The 12,713-nt window shown below is 67.4% G+C and carries 15 protein-coding genes; 1 reads left to right on the forward strand and 14 read right to left on the reverse strand.

The window, feature by feature from the left end; genetic code table 11:
• Positions 1-1,130 (reverse strand): purine-cytosine permease family protein (locus RR1_RS20775; protein ID WP_040774694.1); only part of this gene is annotated, 1,130 nt, incomplete at its 3' end.
• Between the two features lie 283 nt (positions 1,131-1,413).
• Here RR1_RS20775 and RR1_RS20780 point away from each other — a divergent pair.
• Positions 1,414-2,238: a GntR family transcriptional regulator gene (locus tag RR1_RS20780; protein ID WP_010839590.1), complete on the forward strand. Its 825-nt coding sequence runs from the start codon at positions 1,414-1,416 to the stop codon at positions 2,236-2,238.
• 10 nt (positions 2,239-2,248) lie between these two features.
• Here the strand turns inward: RR1_RS20780 and RR1_RS20785 are convergent, their stop codons facing one another.
• From RR1_RS20785 to RR1_RS20840, 13 genes are read right to left on the reverse strand one after another with little or no spacing between them, the layout of a single operon-like run.
• A complete protein-coding gene (locus RR1_RS20785; RefSeq protein ID WP_010839591.1) occupies positions 2,249-2,998 on the reverse strand; it encodes a maleate cis-trans isomerase family protein in 750 nt (249 codons plus the stop codon).
• A 4-nt stretch (positions 2,999-3,002) separates the two neighbouring features.
• Positions 3,003-3,890, reverse strand: a complete 888-nt coding sequence (locus tag RR1_RS20790; protein ID WP_010839592.1) for a GntR family transcriptional regulator — start codon at positions 3,888-3,890, stop codon at positions 3,003-3,005.
• A gap of 4 nt (positions 3,891-3,894) precedes the next feature.
• Positions 3,895-4,152, reverse strand: coding sequence for a hypothetical protein (locus RR1_RS20795; RefSeq protein ID WP_040774692.1), 258 nt, complete (start codon positions 4,150-4,152; stop codon positions 3,895-3,897).
• Complete coding sequence (locus RR1_RS20800) at positions 4,152-5,057, reverse strand: nitrilase-related carbon-nitrogen hydrolase (protein WP_010839594.1); 906 nt, start codon at positions 5,055-5,057, stop codon at positions 4,152-4,154. The genes RR1_RS20795 and RR1_RS20800 overlap by 1 nt, the downstream gene beginning before the upstream one ends.
• Positions 5,054-6,190, reverse strand: a complete 1,137-nt coding sequence (locus RR1_RS20805; RefSeq protein WP_010839595.1) for a DODA-type extradiol aromatic ring-opening family dioxygenase — start codon at positions 6,188-6,190, stop codon at positions 5,054-5,056. Before RR1_RS20805 ends, RR1_RS20800 begins: the two co-directional genes overlap by 4 nt.
• Positions 6,191-6,219: 29 nt before the next feature.
• Positions 6,220-7,233: a 2,5-dihydroxypyridine 5,6-dioxygenase NicX family protein gene (locus tag RR1_RS20810; protein ID WP_010839596.1), complete on the reverse strand. Its 1,014-nt coding sequence runs from the start codon at positions 7,231-7,233 to the stop codon at positions 6,220-6,222.
• A 52-nt stretch (positions 7,234-7,285) separates the two neighbouring features.
• Entirely contained in the window at positions 7,286-8,059 is a 774-nt protein-coding gene (locus tag RR1_RS20815) for an SDR family oxidoreductase (protein WP_010839597.1), read from the reverse strand.
• 51 nt (positions 8,060-8,110) lie between these two features.
• On the reverse strand, positions 8,111-8,302 hold the full coding sequence (locus tag RR1_RS20820) for a ferredoxin (RefSeq protein ID WP_010839598.1): 192 nt from the start codon (positions 8,300-8,302) through the stop codon (positions 8,111-8,113).
• Positions 8,299-9,603 carry an NADH-ubiquinone oxidoreductase-F iron-sulfur binding region domain-containing protein gene (locus RR1_RS20825; protein WP_010839599.1) on the reverse strand — a complete coding sequence of 435 codons (1,305 nt, stop codon included), beginning with the start codon at positions 9,601-9,603 and terminating at the stop codon, positions 8,299-8,301. The genes RR1_RS20820 and RR1_RS20825 overlap by 4 nt, the downstream gene beginning before the upstream one ends.
• Complete coding sequence (locus RR1_RS20830; protein WP_051111281.1) at positions 9,600-10,238, reverse strand: isochorismatase family protein; 639 nt, start codon at positions 10,236-10,238, stop codon at positions 9,600-9,602. The genes RR1_RS20825 and RR1_RS20830 overlap by 4 nt, the downstream gene beginning before the upstream one ends.
• A gap of 37 nt (positions 10,239-10,275) precedes the next feature.
• Positions 10,276-10,671: an SRPBCC family protein gene (locus RR1_RS21730; protein WP_010839601.1), complete on the reverse strand. Its 396-nt coding sequence runs from the start codon at positions 10,669-10,671 to the stop codon at positions 10,276-10,278.
• Positions 10,668-11,663, reverse strand: coding sequence for an aromatic ring-hydroxylating oxygenase subunit alpha (locus tag RR1_RS20835; protein ID WP_081634226.1), 996 nt, complete (start codon positions 11,661-11,663; stop codon positions 10,668-10,670). The genes RR1_RS21730 and RR1_RS20835 overlap by 4 nt, the downstream gene beginning before the upstream one ends.
• 45 nt (positions 11,664-11,708) lie before the next feature.
• Complete coding sequence (locus RR1_RS20840; protein ID WP_071990772.1) at positions 11,709-12,248, reverse strand: aromatic-ring-hydroxylating dioxygenase subunit beta; 540 nt, start codon at positions 12,246-12,248, stop codon at positions 11,709-11,711.
• Positions 12,249-12,713 lie beyond the last annotated feature (465 nt).

The following is a 12,713-nucleotide window of genomic DNA, read 5'->3' on the forward strand; positions in this document are numbered from 1 at the left end:
GTCAGCCCGAAGTGAGTGAGAACCACTCCGACCCAGCCGATCACGAGTACACCCTGCCAGTTCAACGCCGTCTGCAGGTAGCTGAAGACGTCGGTGAGCATCAGCAGGAAGACCAGGACGGCAACGGCGCCGACCCACACGACCCGAGGAAGTCGAACGGAGCTGAGCGAGTGGAGGATTCGTTCGAGATTGGTGCTCGCCACGTAGTAGTTGACGCTGTTGACGCGGGTCTGCGAGATCACGATGAACAGCAGTCCGAACAGGCCGAGGCTCATCAGGACCGCCTGCACCACGCCGTGTTCGGAGGCAGGCTCGTTCGGGAGCACCGTCTGGACGAGGTAGATACCGGCGACCCCGTTGACCACGAACAGCAGCAGGTAGAAGACCCAGCCGAAAGTCACGACCTCGTGGAACCGCTCGTCCTCACGACGACCGAATCGCGCGAAGTCCGCGGTCGTGGGCATCGTGATGTAGATGCCCATGTACAGGATGAATCCGAGCACCCAGCCGGGCAGCGTGCGCCCCTCGGCCGGAACGACGCCTTCGAACGACAGCCACGCCGAGTCGCCGCCGAACTTCACGCTCGCGGCGACGAGCGTCGCGACGAGACCGATGAAGTAGAAGGGAAGCAGGTAGCCGTTGAGCTTCGCCATCCACGACTGGACGCTCCCGAGCATGAGCGGAAGCATCGCGACGACCACGACGGCGTACCAGATCCGGATGTCGCCGGCACCGAAGTACTCGGCGAACGCGAGTGCGAGCGTGCTGGATTCGAACACCGCGTAGTAGAGGACGGTCGCCGCGAGGAGCACCGCGGTGAGCAGCGAGCCCCAGCGTCCGAAGATGTTGCGCGTCAACAATGTCGAGTTGACTCCGTGCCGCAGCGAGAGCCTGGCCATGACGATGTTGACGAGCGAGAACACCACGGCGGAAGCGGCGATCGCGATGATCGCGTTCATGGTGCCGAACAGGCTCGCGGCGAGGGCTCCGTAGAAGAGCCACACCATCGCCGACAGCAGCGACCAGAACGACATGGTGACCTGCCATCGGCCCAGCCGCGCAGTGAGAGGAACCGCCGAGGCGTTGAAGTCCTCGTCGACCTGGGTTTTCTGCGTGGGCAATGTCGGCATCGCCACACCTCCATCAACAGGAAGGCTCGACGCCTTCGGTTGGACGTACCTTGTGTGCAGAACTGGATACAGTTTGACTCTTCAAGGGCCCGTTGGGAATAGCCGTAGGTAACAGTCCGGTTTCCACTTCGCGACATGCCGCCACACGTGACGCCGGGCCGTCGCACCGGAACCCGGTCGCGTCGCTCGTGCCACAGTTCCCACCCCGAACCGCGCCGAGCGCGTACTGTTCGAGAACTGTATGCACATCGGAGTGCCCCGTCGCGGGGCCGAGGGGGACGACATGAGCGCACCGACACGGCGCACCCGGGCCGGGACGACCGTCGACGCGGTCCATCAGGCGCTGCGCGAACGCATCATCGACGGCGTCTACCAGCCCGGACAGCGGATGTCGCAGGAACAGCTCGCGGCAGAGTTCGAGGTCAGTCGTACCCCGCTGCGCGAGGCCCTGCAACGCCTCGAGGCCGACGGACTGCTCGTCGCCGAGGCGAATCGCGGGATGCACGTCGCGCCCATCGTCAACTCCGAGACGGAGGAGAGCTACGCACTGCGCCTGCTCGTCGAGCCGCCCACCGTCGCGGCCGTCATCGACCACCTGACCGACGCCGACTTCGCGGCGATGGCCAAGGCACTCGAACAGATGCGGCGTCACCGCAATCACAGCCGCCGCTTTCAGAAGGCCCATCAGCAGTTCCACCAAGTCGCGCTCGAGCGCTACCCCGGCTCGTTCCGTGCTCTCACCGAGACGATGCACACCCGCATCCACCGGCACCAGAGCGTCTATCTCTCGCATCAGCGCACCCCGGACGACTTCATCGAGCTCGACGACGCGCTGCTCACGGCATTTCGGGAGCACGCGTCGGCGTCGGCGCGCCGGATCCTCGAGTTCCATCTCGTGGACGCAGCGCTGGGGCTCGTGCTCGACGCCGACCCCGATCACCGTTTCGATTCGCTGCTCGTGGCGATGCGCGGACGCGGCATCGTGATCGAGCACGACGCAGAGGGGCACATCGTGCGCCCCGCGCCCGTCTACTGGCTCGATTCCGATCCGGTCCTGCCACGGACGATCACCTCCAACCTGCATCTGGTGTACCCACCGAAGCAGTGAGACAGGGCCGTCAGCCGGCGAGCAGTGCGCCCGCTCGCGGCACGACGGGATCGAGTCCGAGCCGGTTCAGGATCCGCCACGTCGTCGCCGCCGCAGCCGTCACGACGGGAATCTCGAAGCGGCTCTGGATCTCGTCGAGCACCGGCAGCGACGGCATCTGCACGCACGCACTGAGGACGAGCGCGTCGGCATCGGATGTGTCGACCTTCTCGACGTGATCGAGCAGGTTCCGAGGATCGAGACGCCCCACCTCGAGGTTGTCGGCAACCTCGAGCGACAGCGAGTCCACGACGTCGAAGCCCTCGTGTTCGATGTAGTCGCAGACGGTGGCGGTCAGCGGCTTCATGTACGGGGTGACGACGGCGAGCTTCTTCGCACCGAGATGCGCGAGCGCCTCGGTGAGCGCCCCGGCCGACGACAGCACGGGGATCGCCGATCCCGCTTCCCGTTCCGCGATGCCCGCGAGCTTCGTCTCGGATTCGCAGTGGTATCCGCGGCCCTGCGACATGATCGCGACGAGGCACGCATAGGCCATGACGTCGACGCGGGCATCCGCGAGTTCCGCCGCGCACCGCAGCGAATCCGCATCCATCGCCGCGAGCTGTTCGGGCGTCACGTGCTGCATCCGCATCCGCGAGGAGTGGAATGTGAAGCGCTCCGGCCGGATCTCCGCGCGGGCGTTCAGCATCGCCGGAATCTCGGTCTCCATCGTGGTGTTCGAACTCGGAACGATCATCCCGATGCGATGAGTGCTGGTCATGGTGTCAGTCCTTCGGAGAGTGTCGCGTCGTGCACGGGGCGTCCGTGCACAAGTTGGTCGTGCGGAGCGCCGGCAACACCGCCGGGTCGGGCCCCGACCCCCGAGACCAGCGGATCCCCAGCGGGAGCGCGTTCTCGAGATGCCGGGGTTCGAGTTCGTCCCCGGAACCGAGGTGGATACCCACACCGGCGAGGGCGATCGGAAGCGAGCCGAATCGGTGTGTCGGTTCCGCGGCGGTGATGACCCCCAGCGCGGTGTCGAGCAGATGGAACTCGAGCAACCGTTGCGCGAGCGCGGCGTCGCCGCAACGCACGGCGTCGAGCAGTATCTCGTCGACGCTCGTGAGATCTTCTGCGGCAGCCGGTTTCTGGAAGTACATGCGTTGATAACGGTCGATGATGGTGAGGTGCGATTCGATCATCGACCGGATGCCGGGCGGAAACCGGTCGAGAATGATCCGATGGAAATCCCAGTGCGCGAGCTGAAAGTCTCGCGGGGTCACCGCGGCTTCCTTCATCCGCATCAGGGCGGTCGACATCGCCGTGATGTCGTCCTGCGAGATCGTCTCCAGCGTCGCCGTCAGCAGCGACGGTTCCACGAGGGTACGGATCGCGTACGAGTCCTCGACGTCGCCGAGCGCGACGGGTGCGACGACGACGCCGCGGTTCGCCTGATTGACCACGAGATTCTCCGCTTCGAGCCGGCGTAGCGCCTCACGCAGCGGCGTCCGGGACACCTGAAGTTCGGTGGCGAGACGCACCTGCGAGAGCGCGACGCCCGGCCTGATCTCTCCCGAGACGATCCGCTCCCGGATCACGTGATGGATCCGGTCGACGGCGTCGCCTCGTCGTGACTTCTCGCCCTGCCCGGCGGTCGTCGCGTCGACGTACACGGCCTCAGTCCTCCACAGCCCCGAGCCGGGTGGCGATGAGGTGCGTGAAGAACTCGGGCTTCTGGTCGGCGACGACCTCGAGCGCCATCGGGTCCAGAAGGATCGAGGAACCCGAGCGGGGAACGTCGATCTGGAGGCGTTCACCGTTGCGGGTGAACACCTTCCGGAATCGCACGCCGGTGAACTCGTTGCCGATGCCGTTCCACGGCTCCGCCTGCACGACTCCTGCCGGAAGCCCGTCGCGGTCGGCCGGATCCGTCATCACGCTGCTCCTTCCTTCGCGCTGCCCCCGGCCACGGACCGGCTGCTCGCCACCGACAGCACCCGCGGCTGCGACGCGTAGACGCTCGGGTCGCGACGTCCCCCGAGGACGGGCAGCTTCGCACGCGCCGCCTCGACCTCCGCCATGTCGAGTTCGAGAACCTCGACGGCTTCGGTCGCGTCGCCGAGATCGGCGAGCACGCTCCCCCACGGCCCGACGGCGAGCGCATGCCCGTAGGTCGTGAAGCCGTCGGTGTACTCGGGGTCGGCCGAACGCACCGTCGCGGGAGCGACGACGTACGCGAGATTCTCGATCGCGCGGGCGCGCAACAGTGTGTGCCAGTGCGCTTCTCCGGTCGCGTACACGAACGCCGCCGGAACGAGGATCACCTCTGCTCCCGCGACCGCGAGAGCCCGCGCGACCTCGGGAAACCGTACGTCGTAGCAGATCGTCAAGCCCAGCCGCACGCCGTCGACATCCACGACGACGAGTTCCGAGCCGGGCTTCTCGACCGACGACGCCTCGAACGACTGGCCGCCGATGTTCGCGTCGAACAGATGAAGCTTGTCGTAGCGGCCCGCGATCTCACCCGAGGCGTCGATCACCAACGCCGAGTTGAATACTCCGTCGTCGGTCGTGTTCTTCATTCCGCCGAGGACCACCACGACGCCGAACCGTCGTGCGGCGTCACGGAGCGACCGAACCGGGTCGCCGTCCACCCCGCTCGCCGCCGCGCGCATCTCGGAGTTGGTGCCGAGCATCAGACCGTTCTCGGGTAGCGCCACGACGGCGGCGCCGCCTTCCGCCGCACGTTCGATGCAGCGCACGGCGGTCGCGACGTTGGCCTCGACGTCCGTCGTCGCGTGCCACTGGGTCAGTCCGATGCGCAGGGTGCGGGACGTCATGAGCTGCCCGCCCCGACGACCTGCCGACCGGAGCGTGCCCGAGCCTCGTCGAGATCCATGTTCACGACGGTCCATCCGCCGCCGGACGCTTCCATCGGCTCGTACGCGTACACCGAGCCGTGCACCGCGGGTCCTGCGGCACCCAGCATGATCATCCAGTTCATGATCTCGTACTGGCCGTGCTCGAGCAGCGGGAACGGTTCGAGCGAGCACATGTCGAGGCCGCGGCCGGTACGCATGAGTTCGAGTAGGTACGTGTCGTATTCGGTGTCGACACCACCGAAATGCCCGGGGTCGAGCCAGTGCGACAGTCCGCCCGTCGCGAGGAACGCGACGCGCAGCCCCGACTCCTCGATCGCCGTGCGCATCGATTCACCGAACAGTCGGGCATTGAACGGTGAGAACGATCGCGCCGGCTGGGTGATGACGGGAACGACCGGAAGGTCGGGACGCGGCAGCACGAGCCGCAACGGAACGATCAGGCCGTGATCGAGCTCGACCTTCGGCGCCTCCTCGACTTCCTGTCCCACGGCCCGCGCCGCGTCGGCGAGTGCGCGCGCGAACTCCGGATGCCCCGTCAGTTCCAGGTCGAGATCGGGGCGCTTGAAGAACTCCATCGATCCCCGGTGTCCTTCGCCCACGCCGAGCACGAAGTGCCCGGTGTCGAAGCTCTGGAAGTGGCAGTCGGCCGACACGAGGATCACGTCGGGGTCCGCCGCGGCGATGTCACGAGCGAGCCGCTCGTAGCCCGCGAGCAGCCGTCCGACGGCGTCCTCCGGGTCGATCTCGGGACGTGCCAACAGGTCCGGCACGTGCGAGCATCCGCCGGCGAAGACGAGATTGGCCGGCACATCCGGGGTCGGCAGCGGAAGCGAGTCGTCGACGACGAACTTTCCGGCGCTCGCCCCGTCGCCCAGATCGTCGTTGAACCAGCGGCTCACCAGGATCGTCAGCCCGTCGTTCAAGCCGATCGCCCGGAGCCGATCGCGGTTGCCGGCCAGAATCGTCTCGGCCCACTCCCTGTCGACGCCGAGCAGTTCGGGCGCTCGGGCGGGGTCCTGCTTGACGGCGGCGAGCAGTTCGCCGTCACGCGCCATCGCGAGAATCGCGTTCTCGATCGCGCTCTTGTCCATGGTTCACCTCTCCTGTCGAGCGAGTGGGGTCACTGCGAGACGAGCTTGCCGTCGCGGACGACGGCGACTCCGTCGATCTCGACGGTGCAGCCGCGCATCGGGACGTCCAGATGTGCCGGGGTCTCTCGGTCCGCGAAGCGGTTCGATCCGGTCGACCACATGAAATTGCCTGCTGTCGACCGCAGTTCCTGTCCGTAGAGGCTGCGCGCGTCGTACACGTCGAAGGCCGACCAGCGCGCCCGCTCGAGCAGGCCCCAGCCCATGTGGCTCAGCGCGAACACCTCGCCGTCGTTCCATGCCGCGAAGTAGTCCTCGAGCACGTGGGCGTCGGTTCCCTTGCCCGAGATGGACGTGATGAAGCCCTTCTCGACCTCGATCGTCACCGTGTCCTGGACGTAGCGCTGCCACGGAATGAGCGCGTCGCCCGGCTGCAGCACGATGCGTCCCTCTGCGGTGCGATCGTTCGGGAAGCACGCGACGAAGCCCGACGGCCAGTGATCCCACCGGCCCGGCTCGTCGACGTAGCCCCACTGATGCGTGATCGGGAGGTCCGTGCCCGAGATGTCCGCAGTGAGATCCATTCCCGCGGCGTTGGTGACGTGGAGGGTCGAGCCGGAACGCAGCTTGTCGCCGCCTGCCTCCACCTCGGATCGCAACGTGGCGTCACCGGCGAGTCGCTCGAGCACGTCGTTCGGTTCGGCCACGAAGAGCATGCGCTTGCCGTTGCCCGTGATCCGGGTACGGACGTCCGAGTGGATCAGACCTCCCACCGTGACGTCGACGACGAAGTCGCATTCGCCCGCCGCGGCGAGTAGCGGCGCCACTTCGCGGCCGTCGGCCTGGTAGGGCGGCAGATTCGGGTTCGACAGGCTCGACGCATGGAGCACGAGCGCACCCGCGCCGAGTTGACGCGCCGCGGCGACGGCCGCGGCGACGTACTCGTCCTTCTGACCGAGTTCGGCGATGATGCCGACGGTTTCGTTCCCGGTGACCTTGCAGAGCCGGAACTGTTCGACGAAGTTCTCGGTGAGAGTACGAGGCATTGTGGTGCTCCTTCGATTGTGCGTGTGATGTGGTCCGGTGCGGGCGCCGGCGTCAGTGCGCGCCGCGGACGGCGCCCCCGTCGATCGACAGCGACGTCCCCGTGACGAACGACGCGCGCGACGACACGAGGAACGCGACGGCGTCGGCGATCTCGGTCGCCTCCGCCCATTGGCCGAGCGGAATGTCACGCACGACCTTCGCGATCTCCTCGTCGACGGTCGAGCCGTTGGTGGTCGCCTTCATCTCGACGATCCCCTGCATCCGATCCGTCCCCGTGGCGCCGGGCATCACCTGATTGACCCGGACGCCGTCGGGGGCGAGCTCGGTGGCGAGCGTCTTGACGAACGCCGACGCCGCGGCGCGGTACGACGACGAGAGCACGCCCCCGGGGGCAGGCTGGCGTACCCACGTCGAGGACAGCAGCACGATCGCGCCGGCCTGTTGTGCTCGCATCGCGCGGGCGGCGCTCGTGCCGAGTTGCACGACGGGACGCAGCAACTGATCGTGCGCGGCCTGCCAGTCCGCCCACGTCATGTCGAGGACGGGCTTGATCTTCGGGCCGGGAGTGTTGAGTACGGCGACGTCGAGGCTGCCGTGCAGCTCCACGACCGAGTCGACGAGCGCGGCGGTCGCTTCGCTGTCGGCGAGATCGACCTCGAACGGCACGATCCGGCCGTCCCCGAGATCCTCGGGCGTTGAGCCGACGGAACGCGACGCCGCGACGACGGTCATTCCCTCCATCGCGAGCCGTTCGGCGACCGCCCTTCCGATGCCGCGTGAGGCTGCGGTGACGAAGGCGACGCCCTTTTCGAGTCCGAGATACATGAGTCTTCTCCGGGGATATCGGGTGGAATCGTGATGCGGGTGGGCGAGCGGTCAGAGCTCGCGGATCGCCTGCTCTGCGCAGAGCGAGATCGCGCGACGGGCGACCGCCGCCTGGTCGGGTGGGACGGTGCCGTCGCCGACGGTGGAGGCGTAGCCCCACTCGTCGGACCGGAACACGCTGGGACACATCTCGAAACATGTCCCGTATCCGTCGCATTTCGTGGCGTCGACCGCGACTCTCATCGTGACCCCTCTCTCGGGACCGCCGGGTCCTTCGGGGCACGGCGTTCCAGTTCTGCCCCCACCGACAGGGCGAGTGTCGCGGCGCCGTCGACGAATCCGCAGGCGCCGCGCCCGGTGATCTGAGTTCCCCACCGCAACAGGTTGGTTCGGTGCACCGGGTCGTCGTCGCCGCGCACGACCTTGCGGAGCGAGCGTGCGATGGCGCCGGTCGAGCTCACGCAGACCCCGCACTGCATCGCCGATTCGGTGCGGAACCACTCGCCGAGCTCCGCAGCGACGGCCAGCAGGTCGTCGTCGCGGCCGAGTACGGTGACGGCGGCGCAGCCCAGCCCGCTGCCGATGCCGCGCAGCGCGTCGTAGCAGCAGCACACCGCGAAGTGGTCGGCCTCGAGAATGCCGCCGAACCAGCCACCGACCATGAGACCGGTGATCTCCCGGCCGCCGCCCGCCGCGACGAGATCGGCGATCGGACGGCCGAGTGCCATCTCGTACACGCCAGGCGACGCGACGTCGCCGGTGAGCGTGAACAGTGCTGTGCCCTTGGAACTCTCGGTTCCCACCGATGCGAACTCCGTGGCGCCGTGCACCATGATCCACGCAGCGTGGGCGAGCGTCTCGACGTTGCTCACCAGGGTGGGAAGGCCGTGCACCCCCGCCTCGTAGGGGCGCGGGGGCTTGCTGGTCGGCTTCGCGGGATCGCCGTCGATCGAGCGGCACACCGCCGATTCCTCTCCGGCGACGTAGGTGTGTTCGGCGACGTGGGTCCGGAGGACGAGGCCGTCGGGAACGAGCCCGGCGTCGCGGCACTCCGCGATCGCGCGGTCGACGACGGCACGGATGCCCTCGTCGGACAGGTACACGATCGCCTCGCTCGCGCCGATGGTGTGGGCCGCGAGCAGCAGGCCGTCCAGCACGAGGTGGGGACGACGGGTCAGGAGCCAGCGGTCCTTGCCGGACGCGGGTTCGCCCTCGTGTCCGTTGGCGACGACGACGGTGTCCGAGTCCGCGCCACCCACCGTCGTCCACTTGCGAAAGGCCGGGAATCCGGCGCCGCCGCGGCCGCGCAGGCCGGAGCGTTCGAGTTCGGCGAGAACGTCGGGAGCAGCGGGCCTGTCACCGAAGAAGCCGAGCCGGCGCTCGTCGCCGAGGCCCCACTCCGGGCTCTCGGCGCCCGGAACGACCAGCCGCGGTGGAGTCGAGGCGACGACGCGAGCTGCGAGGCTCGGGTCGGGAGCTCGGTACAGCGCGGAGCGCCCGGCCACGTCACGTGCCAGCAGGTCGTCGGGGTGAACGGCCGTCATGACAGCCCCCTGAGGAGTTCGAGAGCCCGCTCGAGCGAGACGACGTCGCCGTATTTCGCGTCGATGTCGAGCAGCGCACCATCGTGCGGGCCGGCTTCGCGATCGCCGACGCAGTCGCGGACCACGAAGGCCGGGAGGTCGTGAGCACACGCGTCCACGACGGTCGCGCGCACGCATCCCGATGTCGTCGCACCCACCACGAGAACGGTGTCGACGCCGGCCGCGGCAAGCTGCCGGGCGAGATCGGTGTGAGCGAAGGCGGACGCCGTCTGCTTGACGACGAGTGGGTCGCCCTCACCGACGTCGAGCCGCTCGTCGATCAAGGTGCTGTGGTGTCCCTCGAGCAATCCCGTCATCGCGGGCATCTTGGTCAGCCAGGTGCCGCCGACGCCGCTGCCGTCCTCAGGGAAGGCGATGGTGGTGAACCAGACCGGGACTCCGCGTTCACGCGCCGCGGCGAGCAGCGTCGCTGTCGACTCGACCACGTCGTCGAGATCGAAGCCCGGGCCGTAGGTCTGCCGCGTGAAGCCGTACTGCAGGTCCACGACCACGACCGCGGGTCGTGACCCGAACGTCAGTCTTCCCATGAGTCCGCCGGCCGCGTAGCGTTCGCGGACTCCGCTGTCCGCGCTCAAAACTCGAACTCCGGCCACTCGCCGGGCTGCGCCCGCATCATCTCGACGTAGAAGCGATACAGGTTGCGCTGCACGCCTTCCTCGTACCGCGTCCAGAACACCTTGCCCGCCCGGGCCAGTCGGAGACGGGCGTCGCCATCCCGATCCCGGGCATGCCCATCTCGTAGTTGAGCTCGAAGTCGAGAAGCTCTCCCGCGACGGACGATCCGGTGCGCGCCACCGTGAGCCAGGGTTCGGTGTCGTCCATCTCGAACGACCCGCTGAGCGAGAACGTCCCGAGCGCAGCGCGATACGCGCGATCCTTCTGCTCGGGGGTCATGTTCTTGTAGCCCAGGAACCAGTTCCAGATCTCGAACTGACCCGGCCCGATCGGCTGCCACACCCGCACCGTCAGGATGCCGGTGGGCGGATGGTTCGCGCCGTCCTCGGTCATCGGGAGCGCGAGAATCGAGAAGTTCGGGAGACGTTGCCGACGACGACACGGGATCGGCGTGCCACCTCGAGCTGTTCCGGCGTGATGTTCACACTGTCGAAGTGCTCGGCGAGCGACTCGGGGAAGCCGAAGAAGTTCGGTCCCGGCTCGTCGGCGTCCTCGGCCATCGAGAAGGACAGCGAGTGGCCCGGGGACGCCTGGATGTGGTAGCCCATCATGTTCTCGCTGAACGGAACCGGAAAAGCACCGATGCTCCACACCGACTTGTGCAGGGTGCCGAGATGGTAGTCGTCGCCGGAGAAGCTGTCCGAGCCCGACTTCCAGTTCGCGTCCACCACGAATCGTTGTGGCTTGCCGAGAACCTCGACGCCGTCACGATCCAGGCCGAAGACGAGATCCATGTACCAGGCCATCCCACCGAGGTATTCGCGCAGTGGCGGCGCCGTCGGGTCGAGAGTCGCGAAGATCAATCCGTGGAACGACTCGACCTGTGCGGCCCTCGCCAAGCCGTTGCGCTTCTTGTCCATCGAGCCGAATGCGTTCTTCCACAGCGGCGCCCCGACGAGCGAGCCGTCCGAGGAGTACGTCCACCCGTGGTACGGACACCGGAAGTGCGACGAGTTGCCCGAATCGGCACGGCAGATCTGCACGCCGCGGTGCCGACACGCGTCGAAAAGCACGTTGACGTCGCCGTTTTCGCTGCGCGTCACGACGAACGAGTCCTCGCCGATCTTGCGAACGACGTAATCGCCCGCCGCTTCGATCTCGGACTCGTGACCCATGTACACCCAGGCACGGCCGAATATCTTGCGCAGTTCGGTGCTGTAGACCTCGGGATTGCCGAAAATCGCTGCGGGGACCCTGCCCGCGGGCAGGCCCGAGTCGATCCGATCGATCAATTCGCGCACCCTCGGGGGCAGTTCGGCCGTACTCGGCGTCGCGGTGGACGTACGGCTGTGCGGTGGCGACTGCTGACTCGTCGCGGGATTCATGTGGCTGCCCTCCTGGTGGACGGTGCGCGGGAAGAAAGGCGGTGCTCAGAAGAAGAGGGAGAAGTTGTGGGTGCCGATCACGGTGAGATCGAGCAGTACGACGCGGCGCAGCAGTCGCCAGCGCCCGTCCTCGCGGCGCAGCACGTCGTGACGCTCGCCGGAGAGCAGTTTCGCGGAGGTCTGATCCTGCCGGGTACGGAAGATCAGGATGTTGCTCCGCGCGTCGAGAAGGTCCTCGTCGTCGGACGGCCGCACTCGGATGTTGGTGACGAAGTGCAGGATGCGCGACGGCGGGTCCTCGGCCCACGCGTACCGAGTCTCGCCGCGGGTCACGCGCGAGTCCAGCGATCCGTAGGTCTCGTCGAGGTGGAAGCTGGATTCCGCGAAGCCCCGGCCGCGAGCGCGTTCGACGGTCTCCCGGACCGGGACGCGGTACACGATGTCCCTGCTCACGAGTTCGCGGAGCCATGTGCGCTCCTCGAGATCGTCGAGCAGTTCGGCCTCGTAGTGGAAGAAGTCGGTCGCCTCGGCATGCCGGGGATCCGACACCGACAGGGGCCGAACAGCCGTCGACGCATGGGACATGCTCACGCTCCAACCTCCAAACTGCATACATTTTTGGATGCAGTCGCAGCATGCACCGAAACTCGCCGGAGTGCAACAGGTGAACGACGTCGTAACGAAGCCGAAACACTCTGCGCCCGTGAGCCGTCACGAACGAGTGGCCGCCCCTCGGCTGCTACCCACGAGTAGCTTCCGGAGGCCCCGCTCGGCGATCCCTCGCGCGACACCCCCGCAGAAGCCCAGGGCTGGACAAGTTCGCTCGCGGTGTGCTGTCGTATCAGCGCTCCCGATTCACGGGCGCCGCGATCACGCCTCCCGATTCGTGCGGACGACAGCTCCGCGAGTGCACCCATTCCTTTTCACGTTCGGCCGGAGTCTCTTTCGGCGACGATCGCCACCGGCCGGGCCGTTTCTCGTCCTCGTCCGGATCGGCTCGTGCCCCCCCTGCCGACCGCGACACGACCGCAGTCAAGAAGGAGAAGCCTT

The sequence above is a fragment of the Rhodococcus rhodnii NBRC 100604 genome (assembly GCF_001894925.1).
GTDB classification, from domain to species: Bacteria; Actinomycetota; Actinomycetes; order Mycobacteriales; family Mycobacteriaceae; genus Rhodococcus_F; species Rhodococcus_F rhodnii.